This is a genomic window from Paenibacillus sp. TSM33 (assembly GCF_056099025.1).
Genome location: NZ_JBLZXB010000022.1, coordinates 160761 through 187412, shown reverse-complemented (window position 1 = coordinate 187412; position 26652 = coordinate 160761). Strand labels below are relative to the sequence as shown.

Here is a 26652-nt window from a genome sequence, read left to right as displayed (position 1 = left end):
CTTGTAGGAGGGAAACCAAAAGATGAACAAAGGACGCGTAGTGAGCATCATGGGTCCGGTTGTCGACGTTGAGTTTGAACGTGGACAGCTTCCGGAAATTCTGAATGCCATTCATATTGGGACTGTGCTGGAGAGCGGAGTCAAAATTGATCTGACGCTCGAAGCTTCAAAACATCTAGGTGACAACCGTGTGCGTTGTATTGCCATGTCTTCCACAGATGGTTTGGTTCGTGGAGCTGAAGCAATAGATCTGGGAGCGCCTATCTCGGTACCTGTCGGCGAAGCTACTCTTGGACGTGTATTTAACGTGCTTGGAACGCCAATTGATAATGGTGCTGATATGAGTGAAGCGGCTAGAAATCCGATTCACCGTCAAGCGCCTTCTTTCGAAGAGCTCACAACTCAAGCAGAGATGCTCGAAACGGGTATTAAAGTTATTGACTTGCTGGCTCCTTATGCCAAAGGTGGTAAAGTCGGATTGTTTGGTGGTGCTGGTGTAGGTAAAACCGTAACCATTCAAGAATTGATTAACAATATCGCTCAGGAGCATGGTGGTATTTCCGTATTTGCGGGTGTAGGTGAACGTACACGTGAAGGAAATGACTTGTACCATGAAATGAGAGATTCCGGCGTTATCAACAAAACAGCGATGGTGTTCGGACAAATGAACGAGCCTCCGGGTGCGCGTTTGCGTGTTGCCCTCACAGGTCTGACGATGGCTGAGTATTTCCGTGACCAAGAAGGTCGTGACGTGTTGCTCTTTATTGATAACATTTTCCGCTTTACCCAAGCAGGTTCTGAGGTTTCTGCCCTGTTGGGACGTATGCCTTCCGCAGTAGGTTACCAGCCTACGCTGGCAACTGAGATGGGTCAATTGCAAGAACGGATTACTTCTACAAAAAAAGGTTCGGTTACTTCCATTCAGGCAATCTACGTGCCTGCGGATGACTATACTGACCCGGCTCCTGCTACGACGTTTGCCCACTTGGATGCTACAACGAATCTGGAACGTAAAATTTCCGAAATGGGTATTTACCCAGCGGTTGATCCACTCGCATCGAGCTCCCGTATTTTGTCTCCAGACGTTGTGGGTGAAGAGCATTATAATGTAGCGCAAGGGGTAAAACAAATTTTGGCCCGCTACAATGAGCTTCAGGATATTATTGCGATCCTGGGTATGGACGAGTTGAGTGAAGAAGATAAAATGCTGGTAGCGCGTGCCCGTAAAATCCAGCGTTTCCTTTCACAACCTTTCCACGTTGCCGAAGCATTTAACGGCTTCCCGGGTAAATATGTACCGGTTAAAGAGACGGTGCGCAGCTTCAAAGAAATTTTGGAAGGCAAGCATGACAACCTTCCAGAAGCGGCCTTCCTTTTTGTAGGAGCCATTGAAGAAGCAGTGGAAAAAGCTAAAACGTTGTAAGCATACAGGCAGAAAATAGCCGAGCCTTACGAAGTGAGCTGCCTGTGGGCAGCTTCCAGGAGGGATTCAAGTGAGCACCTATTTACTAGAGATTGTGACGCCGGAGCGCCTGGTCTATGCAGAACAGGTAAACAGCATCAGTGTTCGCGGCTCGGAAGGCGATCTTGGGATTTTACCAGGACACCTTCCCTTGGTCACTCCCTTGAAGATTGCACCGATACGTATTAAAATCGGTGGTCAAACTGAAGTGATTGCGGTCAATGGGGGCTTTATTGAAGTCCGCAAAGATAAAGTGGTCATTTTGGCTGAGAGTGCGGAACGTTCCGAAGAAATTGATGTGGAGCGTGCCCGTGCGGCAAGGGAGCGGGCAGAACTGCGGCTCCAGAGCAAGCAGGAACAGATAGACCATCATCGGGCAGAAGTCGCTCTGCAACGGGCGCTTAACCGATTGAATGTTACAAGTATCAGAACCAATAAGAATTAATATTGGATTTTGAGTGGAATTTTAAAAGGGTTCGGCATAGTATACGGATGGAATGACAAAGAGACCACTTCATAACTTCTGCCCAAGAATGCCTGCAGAAGGTAAGTGACCTTTGCTTCCTTCGATCACTGTGATCGAGCCCTTTTTTAGCTACCTTTTCCAAAAGTGTAGTCCTATTTCTTGTTTGGTAGCTAGGTATTTAGTACCTTTTAAATTCGCGAAACAGAAGTGATTATTCACATTTTGTCGAAATAAATGTACTGGAAACAGAAATAGCACTGGCATATTAGGCGCTCGCCGAGTATTATAAAGAAGTCTGTGACGCAGATGGGAGGAATTACGGATGAACGGGAAGCAGCAGTTGGCTGAACAGTTGAGTCAATCGGCGAGTATGACCGCGCTGATCTCCATGATCGTATCGCTCATCTGTATAGCGTTAGCTTGGTGGGCGTTGCAAAGCTTAAAGCTGGATTTGTTAATCCGGCAACCCAAAGGACCGCAGGGCAGATTGCTTCACTTGTTTCTTGCTATTATTTTGGGACAGTTGGTTTCTGGGTTCTTGTTGGACTACATCTCTTGGAGCCAGATGCTCTAGAATTTGTTTTAACATGAAGTAGGCGGGTTATATGATTTTATGGCTGTGGATGTGCAGGAATTGTCGAATAACATCGTGCCATATTGTTAACAATGGTAAACAAAAGACCCATACATGTATAACTGGTTGAATCAGTTAGAACGCATTGATCGTCAAGAACAAAAAACGCTTGTATACTTGTTTTAATCAGTGGTATGATGGCAGTTAGGGTATCAGTAAAATCTTGTTTTTTTATGCAATGAAAAAGCAAGGCATGAAAATAGCGGAATATGTTCTTTTTTTCAAAAATGGAAAAGAGAAATGACGCGCGGAGGGAACCATAGATGAGCAAATTTATCGTCCGCGGTGGCAACAGATTGACCGGGAGTGTCAAAGTCAGCGGAGCCAAAAACTCAGTTCTGCCGATCATCGCCGCTTCTCTGTTAGGAGAAGAAGGAGAAAGTGTTATTATGGATGCACCTCCTCTAGACGATGTGATGACCATTAACAAAGTGCTGGAGTCCTTAGGAGCAGGCGTTACATACCAAGACGAGGTCATTCGTGTTGACGCGCGGAAGATAATTTCCTGTGAAGCCCCTTACGAGTGGGTTAGGAAAATGCGCGCATCATTTTTGGTTATGGGGCCATTGCTTACACGTTTGGGACGTACAAGAATCTCGCTTCCAGGCGGATGCGCAATTGGAACAAGACCTATTGATCAGCATTTGAAGGGGTTTGAAGCGTTGGGCGCCGAGATAAGCTTGGGCCAGGGCTTTATTGAAGCTAAAAGTAACGGTCGTCTGCGCGGAGCTAAAGTTTATTTGGATGTAGCCAGCGTAGGAGCAACCGAGAATATTATGATGGCCGCTACTCTTGCTGAGGGCGTAACTACCATTGAGAATGCTGCTAAGGAACCTGAGATCGTTGATCTCGCCAATTTCCTGAATGGCATGGGGGCCAAAGTACGCGGTGCAGGCACAGGCGTAATTCGTATAGAAGGCGTCGAGAAGCTGCATGGTGTAAAACATACGGTCATTCCCGACCGGGTAGAAGCAGGTACTTATATGGTTGCTGCTGCGATCACAGGCGGGAACGTATATGTAGAAGGCGCAATATCCGATCATTTGGGACCGGTTATATCCAAGATGGAAGAAATGGGTGTAACGATTCAACCTGATGAAAATGGTATTCGTGTCATTGCTGATAAGCCATTAAAGGCCGTTGATGTTAAAACATTGCCATATCCTGGGTTTCCGACCGATATGCAGTCTCAGATGATGGCACTTCAACTTGCCGCTGAAGGAACGAGCATCATTACGGAAACTGTGTTTGAAAATCGTTTTATGCATGTGGATGAATTTCATCTCATGAATGCGGAAATTAAGGTCGAAGGTCGTTCGGCGATTGTAACTGGCAATGCTAAGCTGACGGGTGCGAAAGTAACCTCGACTGATTTGCGTGCAGGAGCTGCGTTAATTCTGACCGGACTTATTGCGGAAGGTACAACGGAGGTATCTGGCGTTCATCACATTGATCGTGGTTACGTTCATTTGGCTGAGAAACTGACTGGATTGGGAGCGGATATTTACAGAGTGACTGTAGATGAATCCAAACTGGATCATTCGGCCAGCACAGAGCGCGTTGTGCCAGAAGAAACGTCAGGGAATCTGTTCAAGAAGATTCAGCCTTCCCTCGCCTAATCTTTAATGTATTGGCATAGGTATTAACTTGAACCATTAGAACCAAGTCCGAAAGGGCTTGGTTTTTTTGTGTTTTTGCTGCTTGTCTTTTTCATTCTTTCAGTTCTCTCAAAACGGTTCTATCAAAGTGGACGACCTCATATGATTGAGAATATCTGCTGGAGTATATCTGTACTTTAGCCGGACACTTAGCCCTTTGATGGAGGTTTCAGCCTATGAAAGATTCACAGGTTCGCATCTGTATACCCATTCATCATCCTAAGGAACATCGCCAGGCTTCACTTGCGAAGGAAAGCTCTGGCTCTATAGCAACTTCGTTGCAGAAAAATAAGCTTATGCAGCAGCAGCCTGACAGAACAGGCGCATTGCCGATTTGCGTCAAAAGCAATCGGCGGACAACAGCCTTGACTCCCACTATACACACTGTCGGTACGATGCTTCCTGATGCTGAAACAGCGACCGGTAACACAGGCGACGCAAGCAGGATACAGGGAGCGCAGCCGCATCTGCGGCCTACATCCGGGCGAGCCCCGCGTTGGGGTAGCCGCCGCCCATGGCTGCCCTTTGCCGCGATGGCAGGGGTGCTGGTGCTTGCCATGACGGTGCCCGCACTAATGGCATGGCCACGCCAGGCAGTGCAGCCTTTGCCGTCTGGGAGCCGCACAGCCGAACCCGCGAAGCCTAATACGGCGGCAAAGAGCGAGGCGCCCGTTACGCGCCTGCCGGGTGTCCCGCCGATGCCGGCCGTACCGGCTGCTCCAGCGCGCAGCGTGCCGGCAGCGGCAGAGCCGGACGTGCGGGTGTACGTCACGTCTACTGGCCGGACGGAGACACTGCCTTTGGAGCAATACATTGTCGGCGTAGTAGCAGCTGAAATGCCGCCCAGCTTCGAGGAAGAAGCCCTGAAAGCACAGGCCATTGCCGCGCGTACGTTCATTACCCGGCGTTTGTTGGCTGATGACACCAGCGGCGCCCCCGCAGGCGCAGATGTGACAGATACCGTTAAACACCAGGCCTACATCTCCAAAGCTAAACTTACTAGGGAATGGGAGCATTCTGGTAAATCCGTAGATCTGGCAAAGATTCGCCAGGCTGTACGCGACACCAAGGATACAATCATGGTATATGAGGGCAAACCCATTACTGCTTCTTTTTTTTCTACCAGCAATGGCTATACTGAAAATTCAGAGGATGTATGGGCGAAGGCCGTGCCCTATTTACGAAGTGTGTCCAGTCCATGGGACAAGCAGTTGGCCCCTCGTTTTACAGAAACCGTTACACTGAGCCGTCAGAGCGTGTTCGATAGATTAGGATTGAGTCGTGCTGCGGTCACCGCTTCTACTGGAGGGGGAAGTATGCCAGAGATTCGTATACTCTCCAAAACAGAAGGGCATCGCATCAAGAAGATTGAGGTGGGAGGTTCGGTCTTTACGGGACCGGAAATTCGTAACAAACTAGGGCTACGGTCGGCTGAATTTACGTGGAAGACTGAAGGGGATCGGATTGCTATAACAACCTATGGTTATGGTCATGGCGTCGGTATGAGCCAGTGGGGAGCCAATGGAATGGCCAAGGAAGGCCATACTGCCACTCAGATTCTTCTTCACTATTATACTGGCATTTCTTTTGCGAATGCCTCTCGTATTCTAAGTTAGTAAATTTTTCGTAACTTTGAAGTATAAAAGAGTTGCGCCCGGTAACACTGGTTACTGAGGTGATGAGCAAATGAGTGAACAAAATAAAAACCAGAACCAAAATCATGAAGATACACCCAAAACCTTTCAGGGTGGAAGAGCTTCACGGCCGTCTTCGTGGAAAAAGCTGTTGTCCAAAAGGTGGGCATACCCGGCAGCCTACATTGCCGCAGCAGCCATTATACTAACCTTAGTATGGGTCTATCAGGATGCTAGCCAGAAGTCTTTCAAACCTGACCCAGCTAGTCCATCGGTACAAAGCACAAGCGCAGTGAGTACCGATGTCAACGAACAACAACCAGAAAGTGTAGAGGTTGTTGCTCAGTCGGAAAATATCGCATGGCCGGTGGCAGATGCTAGCGCAGTGCAGGTCGTAAAGCCTTTCTTTGACGAAAACGCGACAGCTGATGAGCAAGCGGCAGCTATGGTAGAGTACGATAAAACATTTACCGCTAACACCGGAATTGATCTTTCTCGGTCCGACGATCAGGCATTTGAGGTGAGAGCCGCCCTGAGTGGGAAAGTATCCCGTGTGGAACAACATCCGCTGGTAGGTAATGTCGTAGAAATCACGCATGATAATAATCTCAAAACAGTGTATCAAAGCTTGAGTGACCTGAAAGTAAAAGAAGGCGATCAAGTGAAACAAAATGATGTGATTGCTTCAGCAGGACGCAACGAGCTTGAAAAGGATTTGAAAACACATCTGCATTTTGAAGTGTACCAGGATGACAAGCCGGTGAATCCAACAGGTCTGCTTCCTAAAAAATAAATTAGGCCATAGCTTTGCATGCAAAGCGGGGAATTCATATTCCCTGCTTTTTTCTTGTGTAGCTTTAGCGCATAGGGTAAACAAAGCTGCTTTTGCCAAATAAATAGGCCTTGCGAAGCATGTCTTCCCGCCAAACCGCGAATATATAGGCACACTCCTCATATAATGTACCAAACTATCCACAGTAGGGAGGCGGGAGCGTGCACGATTACATCAAGGAACGGACCATCAAAATCGGTCGCTGTATCGTGGAAACAAGGAATACGGTCCGTACGATTGCCAAGGAATTTGGTGTCTCCAAGAGCACGGTGCATAAAGATCTGACCGAACGGCTGCCTGAAATTAACCCGGATCTTGCCGATCAGGTGAAGCACATTCTCGAATACCATAAATCCATCCGCCATCTGCGGGGAGGGGAAGCGACGAAAATTAAGTACAAAAAAACGAGTGGGAAAAGAAGGGGAATTCTTGTTTCCGGCAAGTCCTAAAAATATATAGTGAATTGGCTGGCAAAGCCATTGAATCAACCCCCTGAAGTATGATATGTTAAAAGATGGTACAAGACGAAAAATGACATGTAACCGTAGGTTTATACATATATTTGCCGCTTCTTGTCGAATCTTAGCTTTTTAAAATATCACTTTGGGGGCCTTTTTAATATGTTCAGTAATGATATCGGTATCGACCTCGGTACGGCCAACGTGCTTATCCACGTCAAAGGTAAGGGGGTTGTTCTTGACGAACCTTCCGTTGTTGCGATAGAAAGCGATACAAAAAGAGTTCTGGCTGTCGGAGAGGAAGCACGCCGTATGGTAGGACGTACTCCTGGTAATATCATAGCCATCCGCCCATTGCGTGATGGTGTCATCGCCGATTTTGAAGTCACGGAAGCGATGTTAAAATATTTTATTAATCGGGTAGGGGGAAAAAGCTGGTACAGCCACCCTCGTATTTTGATTTGTGCGCCGACGAACATTACCTCAGTGGAGCAAAAAGCGATTCGTGAAGCGGCGGAGCGTAGCGGGGCGAAAGAAGTATTTTTGGAAGAAGAGCCAAAAGCGGCTGCCATCGGGGCAGGAATGGATATCTTTGAGCCTAGCGGCAACATGGTCGTAGATATTGGTGGCGGAACAACAGACGTTGCAGTCCTGTCTATGGGAGATGTTGTAACAGCTTCTTCTATTAAAATGGCAGGGGACAAATTTGATACAGCCATCATGAAATATGTAAAAACGAAGTACAAGCTTCTCATCGGAGAACGTACGGCTGAGGATATCAAGATTGCTATCGGAACCGTACATCCGAGCGGACGACGTGCTGAGATGGACATCCGTGGACGGGATATGGTATCCGGATTGCCCAAAACGTTAAGTATTTCCGCGGAAGAAGTGCAGGATGCACTGAGAGATCCCGTGTCAGCGATTGTAGCTGCCGCTAAGTTTGTACTGGAGCAGACCCCACCGGAACTATCAGCTGATATTATTGACCGTGGTGTCATTTTGACTGGCGGTGGTGCGTTGCTTAGCGGTTTGGACGAGCTGCTTGCTGAAGAATTGCGTGTTCCAGTGCTGGTTGCCGAAGATCCGATGCATTGTGTCGTTAAAGGCACAGGAATTATGTTGGATAATTTGGATCATGTGGTTAAGAAAAAGTTCTAATCTGCCGATAGTGACTATAAGAGACTCGTGTGCGGTCAGGCATGTTGCCTAGCATTTTGGCTTAAGTGCCTCCATGCGAGCATATAATTGATGAGCAGAGTATAGGATTGGGGTGCACGATACATGTTGAGAGGTTTATATACTGCGGCCGCCGGAATGATGACACAACAACGACGTCATGACACTGTGACGCAAAATATTGCTAATATGAATACTACGGGATATAAACAGGAGAATAGCGTTCAGCGCTCATTCCCCGAAATGCTTATTTCCATGACGGGGGGAAACCCTGATAACCCGGACCGCACGGTCGGCAAGCTTAATACTGGCGTTTTCGCTGAGGAAAGCCTCTCTCCTTACATTCAGGGAGCGTTGAAGGATAGTGGACAAACTACGGATTTTGCGATACAGTCCAATATTAATGTGAATGACCCGGCTACTGGTCGACCTATGGCTTTTGATCAGGCGGGAAAATTCATCAATGCTAACGGTGAAGTCACCTATCGTCCAGAAGCGTTTTTTACGGTAAGGGACAATAATGGTAATGTCCGCTATACACGTGATGGGCATTTCCAAGTAAATGGAACGGGAGCATTGCTTTCGTCGACTGGTTCAGCAGTGTTGGATACGAATGGAAACCCAATTCAATTGACGGGGTCTGTCTCAGCGCTTAAAGTAAATGAACGGGGTCAATTGGTGGACAGCCAATCCAACCAGTTGCTCGGAACGACGCTTGGAATTAGTGTGATTGATCGGCCGTACCAGCTCGTTCGTGAGGGCAACGGTAATTTCCGCCTGAATGATACGGATGGTGCTACGGCTAGAATGATGACCGCTAATGATACTGTATCTGTTCGCCAGGGCTATCTGGAAGTATCTAATGTAGATGCTGCTCAGTCGATGGTGGATATGATGGCTGCGTTAAGAGCGTATGAAGCGAATCAGAAGGTTATTCAATTTTATGATAAAAGCTTGGACAAGGCCGTTAACGAAGTAGGCCGTGTATAACAGGGGGTAAGTGATGAACAACTCCATGATTGGCGCAATGGTGTCTATGGCCAGTGTGCAGCAACGTTTGGATTTAATTGCCGATAATATCGCCAATGTCAATACGGTTGGTTATAAGAGTAAACAGGGTTCCTTTGAAGATGTATTGGCCAATGTGCAGCAACAACCTTCGACGTATCTCCAAAATGGACGGGCGATGCCGCTCGGCTATAATTTGGGCTACGGAGTCAAAACGACCGCAATTATGAAAAATATGGAGCAAGGTCCGCTCAAGGAGACGGGACTTCCTACGGATCTGGCGATCCAGGGGAATGCTTTGTTTGAAATCCAAGGAAATGGACAAAAAGCTTGGACGCGTGATGGCAGCTTTCATTTTATTCCTGATCCGAATGATAATGAGACGATGATGTTGACCACTGCCGAAGGTTATTCTGTGCTGGATAATAACGATGTTCCTGTGACTGCGCCAGCGGGTTCCAAAGTAGCTATTAACTCTGATGGCGAATTGCTGATTCGTGCTAATGGAACTGGCGCTCCGACAGTTGGTCAGCGAATTAAGCTAATGGATGTACAGCGTCCAGAAGGATTGCAACAGCGGGATGATAACCTGTTTGTGTTAGCAAATGGCGTGACAGAAGCCGACGTATTCGGTGCAGCGGGGGTGGCAGGTGCTGTTCCAACGGACGTATCTGTGCGTTCCGGTTATCTTGAGGAGTCTAATGTGGATTTAGCGGGCGAAATGACGGATATGATGCAAGTCCAGCGGATGTATCAAATGGCGGCACGGGCATTAACCTCTAGCGATACCATGATGAACCTGGCTAACAATTTGAGGGCTTAAGGATTTGGTGATGAAGGAAGAACAATCTGATTCCCGTCCGATGCCTGAAAAGACTAAATCCCGCTGGCGTACTGCTCGTTATTTCGTAGTTCCGTTGTTGCTTCTGTTCTCGCTGTTAGGCGGCCTAATTGCAGGATATGTAATTGTAGGTAAGCAAGGGCTGGCAGGCGTATTTGAATGGAAAACCTGGCAGCATGTGATTGATCTTATATTTGCGCCTTAGTTTACTTTAATGAGTGGGGGCGGGAAGTGAACGCTCGCGAATGATTTGATCTTACGATCGCTGTTGCAACGGAATTTTCTTATTTTATAAGTTATTTAGATGTAAAAATCCCGTTGCAAAGGCGAACGCTCACGCTTCTACAGATTCAAATCCTTCGCTCCGCTGGCCGCCATCAGGGCCACTCTTATTAAAATAAACCACCCGCGATTGTGTGGGGAGTATAGAAAACAAAACCCTGTGCCAGTGGCGCAGGGTTTTGTTATGTCTCCAGCGGCAAGAGCCGCCAGCGCAGCACGCATGGCTTGCGGCCAATGTAGGCCATTCGCAGAGCCATCCGATTATTTCTCTGCCCTTCACGACAAGCGAGTATTATTGAAGCGGGCTTTCTTTATGAGCCAAAAGTAACTTGGCGGAGGGGATGGAATCGTTCTGAAGAAGCGATAGCGTTCGCCTTTATCCTCGGATTTTACCCTTTCGGGTTTTATATAATGGAAAATCTGGGGATAACAGCGATCGGAAGAATGATCCATCCCCGTAGCCTGCTCACCTTGACTCAACTGAAACTTCGCTTCACTCCATAATAGGAGCAACAAATATGGTACTTCCGCATAATTTTCTTTTTGCATCTGATGAATGTATAATGATGGGGAGTTTATAACACTGCGGGGTAAAACCAAGCACGAGCAAAAGGGCTTCTTCTCGCCTCTAGTTGCATAACCGGCGGAAAAAGCCCCTTATCTCAACCTTCACTTCTGCAGTAGGTGAAGGATATCTAACATTGTTGCCGTGATGAGCTGTTTTTATACAGCGCTAGCCGGATAATATTATGCTTGCAGTAACTCATGGCTGAACAGAGTCAAATCTGCAAGCGGGAGGAGTTATTAAGATAAATGGACAAATTGCAATTGGATGTTAATCAAATTCAGGAGATTATTCCGCATCGACCGCCATTTTTGTTGGTGGACCGTATTATTGAACTGGAGGAAGGAAAGAGAGCAGTAGGCATTAAAAATGTAACGATGACTGAGCCTCATTTTATTGGACATTTTCCGGGTTATCCCGTTATGCCTGGTGTGTTGATCACTGAAGCGTTGGCTCAAGTCGGAGCAGTCGCATTACTGCACCTAGAGAGCAATCGCGGTAAAATCGGCTTTTTGGCAGGGTTGGACGGTTTCCGTTTCCGTGGGCAGGTAGTTCCTGGGGATACGCTGACACTTGAAGTGGAAATTACTCGTTCCAAAGGCGCTTTTGGCAAAGGAAAAGCTACGGCGAAAGTGGGCGACACAGTAGTAGCTGAGGGCGAGATTATGTTTGCTTTATCAGACCCACCCCAATAAATTAGCCCTGCCGACATAAGCACGACGTCTGAACCGAGTGCATGTGTACATAGAGATCCTGTTTTGACAACCCAAAAATGGAGAGGGGAAATTCCGTATGACGCAGTTGAGTAAAAAAGCATTAGAAGGCATTGAAAGCTGGCTGCAAGACCCTTATATTGATGAAGAAACCAAACAGGAGTTGCGCGCATTGCAAGGCAACGACCAGGAACTAGAGGATCGCTTTTACAAAGAACTGGAATTCGGTACAGGCGGTCTACGTGGAGTGATTGGGGCAGGTAGTAACCGGATGAACCGTTATGTGATCGGACGTGCGACTCAAGGGCTCGCTCGCTATATTTTAGAGCAGCATGCTGGCAAAGAAGGCAAACCTTCGGTTGTCATTGCACATGATTCGCGTCATTTTTCGCCAGAGTTTGCGTTGGATGCAGCTTTGGTACTGGCGGGCAATGGTATCATAGCTAAGTTGTTCCCTTCCTTGCGTCCAACGCCACAGCTTTCGTTTAGTGTACGTCATTTGGGAGCTAGTGGCGGAATTGTTGTAACGGCGAGTCACAATCCTCCCGAGTATAATGGTTACAAGGTATACAATGATGAAGGTGGTCAGCTTGTTCCGGATCAGGCTGAAAAGGTGATTGGCTATATTCGTGAGGTTCCTTCTTTTGCTGACATCAAAAGTCTGACACGTGAAGAAGCAGAGGCACAGGGATTGTTGGTTTGGCTTGGAGAAGAGGAAGATGAAGCGTTTGTAGATACGGTAGCCAGTGTGAGTGTGAACCGAGAACTGATTGCAGCTGGACCGGGCAAGAACTTCAAAGTTGTGTTTACACCTCTTCATGGCACTGGAAATATACCTGTTCGTCGTGTACTGGAGAAAATCGGTTTTGAACAGGTGCATATTGTGCCTGAGCAAGAGCAGCCAGATGCAGAATTTTCGACCGTTAAATCGCCTAATCCGGAAGAACGTGATGCGTTCAAGTTGGCCATTGCGCTGGGTGAGAAAATTGGTGCAGATCTGTTGATCGGAACAGACCCTGATGCTGACCGTATGGGGGCAGTTGTGAAAAACCGTGATGGCGAATATGTGGTCTTGTCCGGTAATCAGTCCGGCGCAATTATGGTTTACTACTTGCTGAATCAGCTGAAAGAAACTGGAAAGCTTCCGAACAATGGTACAGTTATCAAAACCATCGTAACTAGTGAAATGGGTGCAGTCATTGCCGAACATTTTGGAGCAACAGTGTTTAACACACTAACCGGCTTCAAATATATTGGGGAGAAAATGAACCAGTTTGACCAAACTGGCGAGTATACCTACCTCTTTGGCTATGAAGAGAGCTATGGCTATTTGGCAGGAAATTATGCTCGTGACAAGGATGCTGTCTTGGCGGCCATGCTGATCGCTGAAGCTGCTGCTTACTACAGCACGCAAGGCAAGACGCTCTATGATGTTTTACAAGAGCTGTACGAGCAGTTTGGCTACTTCCTTGAGAAGCTGGAGTCTCGTACACTCAAGGGGAAGGATGGAGTAGAGCAAATTCAGGGCAAAATGATGGATTGGCGCAGCAACGCACCTCAAGAGATTGCAGGTGTGAAGGTAGACAAAGTACTGGACTACTCACAAGGCCTGGACGGACTTCCACAGGAAAACGTACTCAAGTTTTTATTGGAGGACGGTTCATGGTTCTGCCTGCGTCCTTCGGGCACAGAGCCTAAAATCAAAGTATACTTTGCAGTACGTGGTTCCTCGCTGCAAGACGCGGAGCAAAGAATCAGTCAGCTGGTCGATGCTGTTATGGCTCGCGTAGACGCTTGAGAAAATTCCCTTTATAATAGAATAGGTTAAGGTAATTAGATATGAAATAAGTAATCGGTGACCTCTCACGGCAAAGGGCAGTACGCCGTGGAGGTCATTTCTCTGTATTGCAGAATAACCTGGAAGAGGCTTTGGAAAAATAGGCTTATTCCGGCAACGGAGGATTTTGCAAAATTCAATGGGTGACCTACATCAAAGTAGAATGGCAAGGTGGGCGGCATTGAATTTTGCAAAATCCCGAATATTAAGGAGGTTCTTTGGTGTATCAGAAATGGCAGTATTGGAATACGACTTCTCGAAAATGGTTGTGGATTCTGGTCGCTGTTGGCTTGCTGGCTTCCATTCCAGTCATCGCCGATCGTGTAAAGACAGAATCCTCGAGTAAAAAAGTAGAGATTGTATTCGATTATCGGGATTTGACAGAGGCGGCTTCGTATCAGGCTCATCCGCAGGACTATCTGAATGAGCAGCTTGACCGCTTACAGCAGGCTGGTGTGAACAGCATGGCGATGTATGAAAGCACGTTGGATGATTTCCGTAAAGCGGGCCGTGTCGTAACCTATACGACTCAGAATGTTGCGGATCTGGAAAAACGTCTTTCACCTGCAAATGAGAATTTTACGTACGTTGTTTTCGCTGACAAAGAAAATGCTGAGGCACTAAAACCGTTAATTTTACGTACGTTTACAAGCCTGGGCATCAACGTAAAGCCGTGGAGTTATCAGGGACAGGAAGGGCTTGTTGTGGAAACTTCCCCAGAGGATGCGTATCTCAAGCCTATGCAGCCTGACCCGATTGCTATGAAGCAGCTTCGGAGCAAAGGATTTTTTATTGTTCCACGCATGAGTGACAGTCTTCCCTATAACCAGGAGTTGACAGAAGAGATGCTGGCTTCCTTTCAGCAAAATGGTGTAAAACGCATTTTGTTTGAAGGTGATTCAGTCAAAGGCTTTACCGACAACGAGAAAGAGCATAGCTTAGCGTCATTTGCTAAATTACTGAATAAATACGATATTGGCCTAGCTGCTATTGAAAACTTAAAAAAACCGCAAGCTGGCTTCAATAAACTCGCTTACGATATCCATTATAATGTTGTGCGTCTCTACTCATTGAGTGATAAAGATGCAACACTTGATGTGGAAACGTTGGCCGATCGTTTTGCACTGGCTACCAAGGATCGGAATATTCGCATGTTGTATCTGAATACCGCGCCTAGTCGCAGTGTTGCTGAGGCCAAGGTGAAAGACTCAGTTGACAACCTGATTCACAGCTTAGACAAACCGGGCAACGCTGTACAACGAATGGAGAAAAAAGGGTTTGAACTTGGACAAGCTGAACCGTTCCAAGTGGCCGATTCCTCCATTCAGCGCTATCTCAAAGTGATCGTCGTACTGGGTGCACTAGCTTTCTTCTCTATTATGGTGTCCTATTTTGTTCCGGCATTGACTCTGCTGGCATTTGCACTCGGTTTGGTAGGCTCTGCAGGGCTTTATGTTTTGAACTCCAGCTTGATGGAACAAGGCTTGGCGTTACTCGCAGCGATTAGCGGACCTACGGTTGCAATGATCATTGCAGTGCGTACGATCAGAATTAAACGTGAACAGGGCTCTGAGCTTTCTGTAGGTCAACGTTTGACTCAAACGCTTATACTGTACGTACAGACAGCGATCTTGTCGCTGGCTGCAGTACCTTTTGTTATTGCGCTGTTGAACAGTATTGCCTATAGCCTGGTATTGAACCAGTTTAGAGGCGTAAGCTTGCTTCACATTTTGCCGATCTTCTTGGCGGCGATTTATATTTTCTTTTATCGTGGCGTTTCTATACGGGAGGAAATCTCCAAACTGCTACGTACGCCGATTACTGTATTGTGGGTTATCGCATTAGCTGTTATCGCAGCGGCAGGTTACTACTATTTGACTCGTACTGGAAACGCAGGTACGGTGTCGAACACGGAGCTGGTTTTCCGTAACTTCCTTGAGAATGCGTTTGGTGTACGTCCGCGCAATAAGGAATTCTTAATGGCTCACCCACTGTTTATTGCAGGGGCATTCCTGGCTTTGAAATATCGCAAAGCAATCTATTTGCTGATCATAGCTGCTATTGGTCAAGCCTCGATGGTAGATACCTTCGCTCACATTCACTCCCCAGCGGCACTCTCGCTTAGTCGCGGGCTGTTGGGATTGGGATTGGGCCTGGTGCTGGGAATCATCGCAATTGTCGTGTGGCAAGTGCTGGAAGGATGTTGGAAGAAATGGTCACCACAGCTAAAACGATAATAATCTCGGGTTATTACGGATTTCGCAATAGTGGGGATGAAGCGGTGCTCAAATCGATTCTGACTGCTTTAGAAGAGGAGAGTCGTCAGGCGGGGATCACGATCAAGCCTGTTGTTCTATCTTCTGACCCTGCTTGGACACAGAAAATGTACGGAGTAGAAGCTGTTCCGCGTATGAGCCTAGGAGAAGTGCGGAGAGCGATTAAAAACAGCGATGGGCTAATTAGTGGCGGCGGGAGTCTGCTCCAGGATGCTACAAGCCCTAAAAGCATTCCGTATTATCTGGCGATTCTGAAACTGGCTCAATGGGCTGGAAAGCCGACATTTGTATATGCTCAGGGCATGGGCCCGGTACAGCGAAAAATATTTTATCCTATGATCCGATCTGTATTTCAACGCTGTGAATATGTTTCCGTAAGAGATGAGCAATCTGCTGCTTTACTGGGTGCCATGAAACTGAAACGCCCGGTTGTCGAGGTTGTTCCTGACCCTGTAATGGGGCTTCCTTTACCTTCCGGTTCGGGGCAGCATCATGCGGGGCCTGAGACTGGTGAGGATAAACTCTCAGTCGTAGGTGTGTCTGTACGCTACTGGGATAAGGAACAACGCGATTTAAAGGCCATTGCAGACGGTTTAAAAAGATTAGCTGCAGAACGTCGTGTTCACTTACGTTTCTTGCCATTCCATTTACCTGACGACGTACAGGCTTCAAGGATGGTAATGGATTTGTTGGGGGATATTAGGGGGACGGGAAGCCTTGTCAGTATGTGTGAACAAGTTACCGATCCGCAACAGATGCTTTTGGAAGTCAGCAGATGTAGCTTGATGATTGGGATGAGGCTGCACAGCTTGATCTATGCAGCGTCCCATCAGGTGCCCCCGCTGGGTATATCTTACGATCCCAAAATTGATCATTTCCTCAGCCGTGTTGGTAGCCAGCCTGTAGGTACTACAGAGGCGCTGGATGGGCAAAAGCTGGCTAATGAGTCTATGCGGCTGCTGGATCAGCGTAGTCAATGGATTGAGAGCCAAGGGGCAGCAATTGCTCTGTTAAAAAGTGAGGCTCGCTTACCAGCACAGCATATCGTTAATTACTTGTGTCGCAAAGGATGATGGATACAGTGACAGTTGATAAGGTTACGAGTGTGCCTACCGTCCCGATTTTCGGTGTTCAGGTATCAAGGCTTAATATGAAAGATACATTAAATGTATTGATTCAGGCGGTGAAGTCTCGCCGCCCCCATCAAGTGATCACTGCCAATCCGATTATGGTAATGGCTGCATTGGAAGATCCAGTGTATATGAATGTGATGAAACAGGCAGAGTTGATTGTTCCAGATGGAACTGGTGTGGTCTGGGCTGCAAACTATGTTGGGCATCCTGTACCTGAGAGGGTGGCGGGTTTTGACTTGTTACATGAATTGCTTGCAGCTGGAGAAAACTATCATTGGAAAGTTTATTTACTTGGATCAACACCTGAAGTGATTCAAGCGACTGCTCAGCGGGTACATGAGCTTTATCCTGGAATTACGGTTTGTGGGAAGCGCGACGGTTTTTTTGGTCCTAACGAGGATGAAGCGGTGATTGCGGCTATTCGTGAAGCGAATCCCGATTTGTTGTTTGTAGCCCGTGGAGTGGACACGCAGGAACCTTGGATTGGTAAATATAAGGAACAACTGGGTGTGCCGGTGATGATGGGGGTCGGCGGTAGTTTCGATGTTATATCAGGCAAAACAAAACGAGCACCTAAATTGTTTCAAAAGCTACGAGCTGAGTGGTTATATAGACTCCTAAAAGAGCCCAGTCGTTACAAAAGAATGCTTGCGTTGCCGAAATTCGCAGTGAAAGTGATGCGTGAAAAAGAAAACGTCACAAAAGTGTGATAAATAGCTTGAATCTGCCTTTAAAACCCGCTAATTTGCCAGAATATGAGGCTTGGTATTTATTTTTGATCAGAGTATAATTCAATGCGGTTACATCTGAAAAGGCATTGCTTTAAAATTGGGGGTCGAATGATCAAATGTTATTGATCTATATTATTGGTTTCATCATGGCACTGGGACTTGCGCTGTTACTGACACCGCTCGTCAAGAAATTCGCTGTGAAGGTTGGAGCCGTCGATGTGCCGAATGCCCGAAAAGTACATACCCGAATTATGCCGCGTCTTGGCGGTCTGGGGATTTTCTTGGCATTTCTGTTGTCCTTATTGGCGATGTTACCTTTTGTGCCTGACGGAATGCTGTCCTCGCGGGATATTAACTTTATTGCAGCCTTTCTGATTGGCGGTACGCTGATTACATTGATTGGTGCTCTCGATGATCGTCTTGATCTTAATGCAAAATTGAAATTTTTGGCTCAAATTGCTGTTGCGTGTATGGTCGTATTTGCTTTTGATATACGTGTGGATTTTGTAAATGTACCTTTTCAGGATGCGTACTCTTCTTTAGAAAGCTGGATTTCCATTCCGCTTACGATTTTTTGGATCGTAGGTGTGACCAATGCCATTAATTTGATTGACGGTCTGGATGGACTGGCTGCAGGTGTCTCAGGAATTGCGATTGGAACGATCGCTGTGATGTCACTGATAATGGGCAATTACATGGTAGCCATGCTTTGCCTTGTGCTGTTAGGCAGTATTATCGGATTTTTGTTTTTTAACTTTCATCCTGCAAAAATATTTATGGGTGATACAGGCTCCTTATTTTTAGGCTTCTCTCTGGCTATGCTTTCAATGCTTGGGTTCAAGCAAATTGCTATCGTATCATTTATTACGCCATTGATTATTATCGGTGTGCCCTTGTCAGATACATTCTTTGCTATTATTCGTCGCAAGTTGCAGAAAAAACCGATTTTCTCACCGGATAAAGGCCATTTGCATCACTGCTTGCGCGAACTAGGCTTCAGTCACAGACAGACGGTGTTGATTATCTATGGTATTGCTGTGTTTTTCGGTATATTAGCCGTTATTCAATCATCGGCTGCGCTTAATGAAGCAAACTGGGTCACCTTTGTCGTGATATGTATCATGATGTTCTTCCTACAGATCGGGGCAGAAGTTATTGGACTCGTTGGCAAAACCAAACGTCCTGTACTTAACACACTAATTCGGTTGTTGGCTAAGCCAGATTCCCAGACGCGATCGAAATTATAATTTGAATTTAAATGTAAGCCTTCAAGCTTAGCGGTATACCGCGGGTTTGAAGGCTTTTTTGATGTTTACTGTAAAAAAACTCCCTCCTTTTTTGAGAATTTACTAATTTTTTGTATGTTTGCTACCGATAAAAAAAGTAATGAATGATTACGTACCCCAAGGTGCGACAGAATCAAAGGAGGACAATGATTTGAAACGATTGCTATCCATGTTGCTGACGGTTGGTCTCATCATTGGCTTGGTGCCGGCGGCCCTGGTAGGTACGGCTCATGCTGCGACAGGAACTTATTTCATTTTTCCAAATGAAAAATACGATGCGGATTCGGCCAGAATGGTAAACACCGACCGTGTTACAGTTAACGGTACGATTAACGGAGTGAATGGAAGTACTATATCGTATAGTGTATTCCAACTCTCTAAAAATGGAACAAACCTTACAGTAGTTAATAAAAATGAGAGTCAAAAGGGCGGAATTACGGTTAATGGCTCTACGATTCAAATTTCAGACATTAAACTGTTTCCTGGTTTGAACCGAATTACATTCCAAAGTAGCCAAAATTCGGCTGAAATGAAGGACTCTATTTACATTGAGTATCAGGATGGACCCAAGCTGTATGATCTGTCTGCCACACTGAATGGCGAAACCCAGCAGTTAGTAGAGAATCAGACAGCGGTGCTGACAGACGCACGAAATAGCGGTACGGATGACGTGAAAGTAGTTATTCAAGGTACGGCTCCTAATGCTGACAGTGTAACGCTCACTTCTACAAAAAGTAGCAATACGTATACTGTTAACTCCTATACCAGCTATAAGCTAACAGGAAGTGTTGTACTCAGTCCGGGTAAAAATATAGTGACGATTAAAGTGGGTAACGGAACTCAGGCTCTTACAGTGACGCGTGAAATTACGATTTATACGGGTAAACCGGAATTTTCCGATTTGACTTTGAGTAAGGACGGCAATGTGTCTGCTGATCTGACGACTTCGCCTGACTTTACCGTATCGTCTACAAGCGGCGTGGTTTTGAAAGGTAATGTTCTGGTTCCTTCTGGAGCAACGGATCCAGTAGTGAGCAAAATTAATGCTAGATTTACGGATGTAAGCAATAACGGTAGCGCTATTGGTGATACCAATGGTATTGATGCTACGATTGATACAGGCAATGTTGTTACATCTAGTGGTTACAAAGTATATCCGTTCCAGGTAACTGTGCCTGATGGTATCGTAACAGACCACTTGATTCGTGCATCTCTGAGTGTAGGTTTTGCAAATGGAACGAGTTCGAATGCATCTGCGGTTCAATTTACATTGCGCAGCAGCACTCAGCCTTATATTGATGAAGTGAACTTTCTACCGGATTTTAATAATCAGTTGCTGAATAGAATTAATGGTAGCGGGTCTGATCAAGCAGCTGCCATAGATGAAGCTATGAGATTAACGGGAAGTTCTATGAAAAACAAGACTACAGATGCTCCATCAGTGCCTGTAGGCATGGAATTTATCATTGTTAATGGCACACCTAGTTCAATTAGCGAGCTTTCTGGTATATCCGTTCATACTGTGGGTTCACCCCAAGATGTGATTCGGACAATCAATGGTAAGTCAACACAAGTAAAGAAGATTGTTGCTTATGTAGATACTTTGCCTAAAGAAGGACAAAACGTCCTGAATTTTTACCTGAATGGTGACTCAAGCAAATTGATCAAGGCAACCGTTAATTTATTGCAAGGCCCATTCATGAAATACGATACGATTTATGATGGTCAACAAATTCCGTTGAATACATCGAGTGCAAACTTAAATACGTATAAACTGAATCAGTTGGGTTATTTTAAAGGTAAATTGCTGGATGTAAGTAATGCAGCTGATATTCACTACACTGGCAGTAACCGAAATGTATTCTTGTATGTGAACAACGTATTAGTTGACCTTGAAGGCTCAGGAGCGAACTTTAAGCTGGCTGCTTCATCTGAAACAGCGGCTGCCAATGCCCTGGCAAACGGAAATAATGAAATCAAGTTTGTGTTCAAGCCAGGTATCGAGTACAGCAATACGGTAAAAGTAAACTTTACACAAACGAATATTCCAGTAATTCCTGTTCCAAACACACAGGGCATTATTCCTTTTACACCTGTTAGCGGCTTGAGCAATACGCCGAAGTATAGCGAAATTGCACCGAAAGCAAAAGATGCAAATTTCACTAAAGTAGATGACACTAACTACAAAACATCTCTGAAAAATATCAATATCTTTGGTACCTTCAGTATTGCTGATTTGGGTAAAGCGGATCAGGTAAGTGGTTCATTAAGTGATATTGCCAATAAAGATCAATACATTTTAGAGATTAAGGGATCAGACGACAGTGAGGTTAATTGGACGCTGAATAACGAGTTCTTCTCGGCAGAAGATGCCAAAACGGCATACAACTCTGGTGCTACTACGGATAAGTTTACAAGCAAAGATTTGAAAGATCTGCTCGTATACTACCATCCGGACAAAAAGTATTTCAGTTTTGTATTAAAAAACCAAACTATTTCGCAAGATGGAACGCCAGTGGCTTATAACATTACTTTGTACAACAGTGGCAAGAGCGGACCGTTTGCTACTTTCCGGCTGCAAGTATCTGGTCAATCCACTTCGTTTGATATCTTGCGTCCGCTTCCTGAAAAACGGATCGTGAATCAAAACTTTGTGCAAGTTGTTGTAAACGCAGGTAATGCAGATAGTGTTACAGTAGGTAAGGAAACAGCAGTTCAAGAAGGATTCGACTCTGATTATGATGGTACTGTGGATTACCCATCAACTTACAAAGCCATCGTAACAGGTCTAAAAGCCAACAAAGATAATAAAATTGATGTAGTGGTTACAGTTGGCAAGGAAAAATTAAAACAGACCATTACTGTTAAATATGTGCCTACTAATATTCCTGGCGAGCAGTACATGGAAGCGATGAAAACATCGCACAAAGTGTTTGATGGTAATCTTACACTTGCTTTCGCGAAGGGAACGAGCCTGATACGTCGGGATTACGATCAACCACAGCAATTCAAAAACCAGGTTTTCTCTGGTCATACTTTGTACTTTGCGATCGCGAATAGCGAAGATGGTGTGGTAGACCGTCATGAATTTGAAACTGAAAAAGCATTGTCCGACATGCAGAGTTTGATTGCTGATGGAAGTAGATACTTCAACAGAGATTTCCCAAGTCGCTTTACCAAGTCCAGTCCAGTATTCTGGATTGACCCAGGTACAGCAGATGATATCAAAACAGATGCTTACGATCCCGTAACGTATGGTGCCGATCCATATCAATTGGCAAACAAATCACAAAATGACAGTAGCAAGATCAAAAACTTCTACTGGCGTGACCCATCTAACGAGCTAGTACCTTCCAAGCGTGCTACATTGACGCTGACGTATGATAGCAGTATTGCTCAGGATGCAGGGAAACAAATGACAGTGTTCTTTTTTGATCCTGATTTGAAGGATTGGCAGAACATTGGTGGTGTGGTGGATCCGAAGAAACATACCATTAAAGTACCGTTTGATCGTTTCGGCTACTATGTAGTTGCTAAGGTTGGAGAAACATATAGTGATGTCATTAAGCACAAGTACGCCAGAGATTACATCGAAGCGATCTTGGCTAAAGGTGTTATGAACCCAATGGATCCAATTAATAGCTTTGGACCTGACAGCTATATTAAAAGAGGCGAATTCACGTCGATGATTGTCAAAGGTCTGCAAATTCCGCTTAATTTCAGTGGAGCGAAGCATTTCGACGACGTGTCTATTCCAAATACGATATCCGCAGATGCGCTCTACGACTATCGTTATATTGAAACAGCTGCGCGTGCAGGTATTGTCAAAGGTTCGCAACCAAGAATCTTTATGCCGGAAGATGTAATCACACGTCAAGATGCAGCAGTCATTATCGCCAAGGCATTGAATTTGAAGCTGGAAACAGATCATGACAAGATTATGAAAAATCTGTCCAAGACCTTTAAAGATGCGGACAAGATCGATTACTATGCGCAAGCATCTGTATTGGCTATCGCCAAGAAAGGCTTTATCACAGGGTCTCCTATAGATGCAAGTGATCCGAAAAAAGGTTATATGTTTAACCCTACATCCTTGACCTTGCGTGGAGATGCAGCGATTATTGTGGCTAAAGTTATGGCTGATAAAAAACTGCTTCCTAAAATTTAATCAATCAAAAACCTGAAATTATTAAACATCCCTCCATGCGTAATGGAAATTCCCTTTCATATACATGAGAGGGATGTTTTTTATAAATCAGCTATTTGACTGGAATTATGGGCCTATGCCATAATATCAATGAGATGAAAACTTCGGATAAGCATTACGGCATTTTTATTTTAGATTTGCATTAAATGGCTGTATTAATTGCTTTTTTTTAAGAATTTATCTCAAAATGTGTTTATTATTTTTCTATATGTTTTTTTTGCGCATTTATCTGAAACTTTACGCCTATTTCATCGTAGTAGAGGATGTGTGTGCTTAAATATTACATAGAGAAGTGAGTGGGGAGTGATGAGATGTCTCAGTTTTCAATACGCCGTCCTGTGACAGTATTTATGTTAATTATTGCTTTGTTAATCGGGGGCGGTATTTTTGCGTTAAGGCTTCCTGTAGAGCAGATGCCGGATATGAAGCTGCCATATGCTGCAGTGGTGACCAGTATTCCAAATGCAACGCCTACTGAAGTTGAGGAATTGGTTACTAAACCTATTGAGAAAAATCTGGCTTCTATCGAGAATGTGGATACGATCATGTCCGAGTCCTCAGAAGGAACATCTATGGTCATGATTCAATTTAACTGGGGAGTAGATATAAATCAGGCAACCCTCGATATGCGAGATAAAATTGATGGGGTTAGAGGCTCTCTTCCTAAGGCGGCAAATTCGCCACGCGTACTTAAATTGGATCTTAACGCAACACCAGTTATAACCCTCGCTTTTACAGGGGACCAGGATATTAACAAGCTGAAGCCTATTGCTAAAGATATTATTGAGCCGCGACTTGAAAGAATTGCGGGAGTAGCCGCAGCCAACATGTCAGGCGGCCAAGAACGACTCGTAAAGATCACTGTAGATCAGGCCAAGTTACAAAGCTATGGTATTACTCTGGACCAAATCAGCCAAGCGCTATCGGCTAATAACATTGCTGGCTCTGCTGGTTCTGTATATCGTGGTAATACACAAATTCAGCTTCGGGTACAAGGTGAATATCAGGCTGTTTCGGAAATGGGTGAAACGCCAATCCCTGTAGGTAAGGGAAGTGTGAAATTAAAGGATATTGCGACTGTTGAAGACTCCACTGAAGATGTTACTATTATTTCTACCTTTAATGGAAAGCCAAGTATTAATATTTCTGTTACTAAGGCTACAGGTGGAAATACTCTTTCAATCGCCAATTCAGTGAAGGAGAGTTTAGATTCAATACGGAAAGAGTTACCTGCGGGAACTCAATTGGAAATGGTAACAGATGCTTCTAAGCCTATTAGAGACTCCGTACACTCGCTAATAGAGCATGCTATATTGGGGCTTATTATCGCAGCCATTGTACTGCTATTATTTTTGAACAGTATACGTTCTACTATTATTGCTGCGATCGTTATTCCAATTTCTTTTGTAGCAACGTTTATGATGATGTATTTCACCGGACAAACCATTAATGTTATTTCATTGAGCGGTTTGCTTTTGGGATTAGGATCCTTCGTCGACTTTGCCGTTGTTATTATTGAGAATATTTTTAGGCAGCGACATGAAGGCAAAAGTATGCTACAAGGTGCTATTGACGGCTCCAAGCAAGTGGGTAATGCGGTTATGGCATCTGCACTTGCACAGATTGTAGTATTTTTACCAGTTGTTTTTGTTGATGGAATTGCAGGGGTTCTATTTAAACCGTTGGCGTTAACTGTAATTTTCTCTCACATCGCTGCTTTGCTGGTATCCCTTCTAATTGTGCCGATGCTTAGCTCGCGTTGGTTACCTACCATACCAGATGAATCCATTTACTCTTCAGGTACTTATAAAGGTATTAACCCTATTGTGTGGTTTAATATCGGATTTGAGAAATTTAAGGGTGGCTATCGACGTGTACTGAAGTGGGGAATTAACCACAGAAAATCCGTGTTAATCATTACTTTATTAATGTTTGTGGCAGCAGGTGCTTTGGTTCCTTTGGTTAAGGCTGAATTTATCCCTGAGTCCGATACTGGTGAATTTTCGATTAATGTGAAACTTCCGAATGGAACAGTCTTGGAAGAAACGGAAAAGGTAGTTCAAGGTATAGAAAAAGAAATTTTGAAAGTTCCTGACCTGGATAAAATGACAGTCACTGTTGGTTCTGGTGGCAACTCAGGCTTTTCAGGTGCAGCCCCATCCAACTCGGCAGATATAAATGTAACGCTGAAGGATGGGCATCAGCCAACAGACGCTGTAGTGGAAGGCCTTCGTAAGAAATTTGATAGTATTCCAGATGCAGAGATTACACTGGCATCTGCAACAGGTCTTTCGAGTGGAAAGGCTGTTAACATTAATTTAAAAGGTGACGATATGGACGTCCTGCGTGAACTCTCGGACAATCTCGTTGCGGATGTGAAAAAAATACCGGGTACCGTTAATGTCAAAAGTAGCTTGAGTGCAGTTCGTGAAGAATATGAAATTACCGTTAATCGGGAGCTTGCTAGTCGGTATGGCTTGTCAGCAACTCAAATCTTATCTGCAGTTAATACTTCATTTAATGGATCAGCCGCCACAAGCTATCGAACGGGTGATGATCAGATTGATGTGAAGATATCATTGCCAGAGCAAAGCCGCCATGATCTGTCATCTCTACAAGCCTTGCGTATTACCACCTCGCAGGGGATTGATGTTCCTTTATCATCAGTAACAAGTATTGATAAACGGAGTGTACCCGATACTGTTACTCGTGAAAACCAAACTCGTCAAGTACAGATTACAGCTGATATTGATGGAACAGGTGATATTCTTACCATTAATCAGAAAATAGATGCTCTTTTGAAGAGTACTCACTTCCCAGAAGGCTATAGTGCAGATACGGGTGGCGGACAAAATGAACAAATGATGGAATCTTTTATGAACTTAGCAATAGCTATTTTGCTGTCAGTCGTGCTGATTTATATGGTTATGGCTGGGCAGTTCGAATCGTTGCTTACACCATTTGTTATTATGTTCTCAGTTCCACCTACGGTAATTGGTGTACTTATCGGTTTAGCTGTAACAGGAGCAAGCCTCAGCGTATCAGCATTTACCGGTTATATCATGCTCGTCGGTTTGGTCGTCAACAATGCGATTGTTATGATTGACTTTATAATTCAGCTTCGAAAAGAAGGCGAAGATCGAGATGAAGCTATTGTTCATGGAGCATCTGAGCGGTTACGTCCGATTTTGATGACGACGCTGGCAACTGTACTAGCGCTGCTTCCAATGGCATTTGCTACAGGCAGTGGTAACGAAACACAAGCACCGATGGCGGTAGTTGTTGTATTCGGATTATCCTTCGCTGCTATTATTACATTGATTCTTATTCCGGTTGTTTACGTTATCCTAGATAATATGATACAAAAACGTAAAGATCGGAAATTGAAAAGACAGGCAAAGAAACAATTGAAAAAAGAAGCAAAACTACAAAAAAGTGTTCATATATAAG

19 protein-coding genes are annotated in these 26652 nt (G+C 45.1%); all 19 read left to right on the top strand.

The features are described from left to right. The first annotated feature begins 22 nt into the window (after positions 1-22). The 19 genes from atpD (at position 23) to ACN6NF_RS22955 (ending at position 26651) form a co-directional block, all read left to right on the top strand. A complete protein-coding gene (atpD, locus tag ACN6NF_RS23045) occupies positions 23-1423 on the top strand; it encodes a F0F1 ATP synthase subunit beta (protein ID WP_013373432.1) in 1401 nt (466 codons plus the stop codon). A gap of 70 nt (positions 1424-1493) precedes the next feature. Next, the gene (locus ACN6NF_RS23040) at positions 1494-1907 is read left to right on the top strand and encodes a F0F1 ATP synthase subunit epsilon (RefSeq protein WP_474319766.1); all 414 of its coding nucleotides are present in this window, start codon (positions 1494-1496) and stop codon (positions 1905-1907) included. A 343-nt stretch (positions 1908-2250) separates the two neighbouring features. Beyond that, a complete protein-coding gene (locus ACN6NF_RS23035) occupies positions 2251-2502 on the top strand; it encodes a DUF1146 family protein (RefSeq protein WP_474319765.1) in 252 nt (83 codons plus the stop codon). Positions 2503-2825: 323 nt separating this feature from the next. Next, positions 2826-4181 carry a UDP-N-acetylglucosamine 1-carboxyvinyltransferase gene (gene murA / locus ACN6NF_RS23030; RefSeq protein ID WP_474319764.1) on the top strand — a complete coding sequence of 452 codons (1356 nt, stop codon included), beginning with the start codon at positions 2826-2828 and terminating at the stop codon, positions 4179-4181. Positions 4182-4396: 215 nt separating this feature from the next. Then, the gene (gene spoIID, locus ACN6NF_RS23025; RefSeq protein ID WP_474319763.1) at positions 4397-5836 is read left to right on the top strand and encodes a stage II sporulation protein D; all 1440 of its coding nucleotides are present in this window, start codon (positions 4397-4399) and stop codon (positions 5834-5836) included. 70 nt (positions 5837-5906) lie between these two features. Further along, a complete protein-coding gene (locus tag ACN6NF_RS23020) occupies positions 5907-6647 on the top strand; it encodes a M23 family metallopeptidase (RefSeq protein ID WP_017427132.1) in 741 nt (246 codons plus the stop codon). Positions 6648-6847: 200 nt separating this feature from the next. Further along, positions 6848-7135, top strand: a complete 288-nt coding sequence (spoIIID, locus tag ACN6NF_RS23015; RefSeq protein ID WP_013373425.1) for a sporulation transcriptional regulator SpoIIID — start codon at positions 6848-6850, stop codon at positions 7133-7135. A 171-nt stretch (positions 7136-7306) separates the two neighbouring features. Continuing rightward, the gene (mreB, locus tag ACN6NF_RS23010) at positions 7307-8305 is read left to right on the top strand and encodes a rod shape-determining protein (protein ID WP_016324820.1); all 999 of its coding nucleotides are present in this window, start codon (positions 7307-7309) and stop codon (positions 8303-8305) included. A 123-nt stretch (positions 8306-8428) separates the two neighbouring features. Next, positions 8429-9313 (top strand): flagellar hook-basal body protein, encoded by an 885-nt coding sequence (locus ACN6NF_RS23005; RefSeq protein ID WP_474319761.1) that lies wholly within the window; start codon positions 8429-8431, stop codon positions 9311-9313. Between the two features lie 13 nt (positions 9314-9326). Continuing rightward, positions 9327-10154: a flagellar hook-basal body protein gene (locus tag ACN6NF_RS23000; RefSeq protein WP_016822895.1), complete on the top strand. Its 828-nt coding sequence runs from the start codon at positions 9327-9329 to the stop codon at positions 10152-10154. A gap of 10 nt (positions 10155-10164) precedes the next feature. After that, the gene (locus tag ACN6NF_RS22995; RefSeq protein ID WP_019688814.1) at positions 10165-10377 is read left to right on the top strand and encodes a DNA-directed RNA polymerase subunit beta; all 213 of its coding nucleotides are present in this window, start codon (positions 10165-10167) and stop codon (positions 10375-10377) included. Between the two features lie 890 nt (positions 10378-11267). Then, a complete protein-coding gene (fabZ, locus tag ACN6NF_RS22990; RefSeq protein ID WP_013373420.1) occupies positions 11268-11714 on the top strand; it encodes a 3-hydroxyacyl-ACP dehydratase FabZ in 447 nt (148 codons plus the stop codon). A 97-nt stretch (positions 11715-11811) separates the two neighbouring features. After that, positions 11812-13530, top strand: a complete 1719-nt coding sequence (locus ACN6NF_RS22985) for a phospho-sugar mutase (RefSeq protein ID WP_474319758.1) — start codon at positions 11812-11814, stop codon at positions 13528-13530. Positions 13531-13790: 260 nt separating this feature from the next. Further along, positions 13791-15806 (top strand): DUF5693 family protein, encoded by a 2016-nt coding sequence (locus tag ACN6NF_RS22980; protein ID WP_474319756.1) that lies wholly within the window; start codon positions 13791-13793, stop codon positions 15804-15806. Beyond that, a complete protein-coding gene (csaB, locus tag ACN6NF_RS22975; protein ID WP_474319754.1) occupies positions 15782-16918 on the top strand; it encodes a polysaccharide pyruvyl transferase CsaB in 1137 nt (378 codons plus the stop codon). The genes ACN6NF_RS22980 and csaB overlap by 25 nt, the downstream gene beginning before the upstream one ends. Positions 16919-16926: 8 nt before the next feature. After that, on the top strand, positions 16927-17688 hold the full coding sequence (locus ACN6NF_RS22970; protein WP_474319753.1) for a WecB/TagA/CpsF family glycosyltransferase: 762 nt from the start codon (positions 16927-16929) through the stop codon (positions 17686-17688). Positions 17689-17825: 137 nt separating this feature from the next. After that, positions 17826-18956: a glycosyltransferase family 4 protein gene (locus ACN6NF_RS22965; protein WP_474319751.1), complete on the top strand. Its 1131-nt coding sequence runs from the start codon at positions 17826-17828 to the stop codon at positions 18954-18956. 190 nt (positions 18957-19146) lie between these two features. Continuing rightward, a complete protein-coding gene (locus tag ACN6NF_RS22960; protein ID WP_474319749.1) occupies positions 19147-23163 on the top strand; it encodes an S-layer homology domain-containing protein in 4017 nt (1338 codons plus the stop codon). 350 nt (positions 23164-23513) lie between these two features. Next, positions 23514-26651 carry an efflux RND transporter permease subunit gene (locus ACN6NF_RS22955; protein ID WP_474319748.1) on the top strand — a complete coding sequence of 1046 codons (3138 nt, stop codon included), beginning with the start codon at positions 23514-23516 and terminating at the stop codon, positions 26649-26651. Position 26652: the final 1 nt, after the last annotated feature.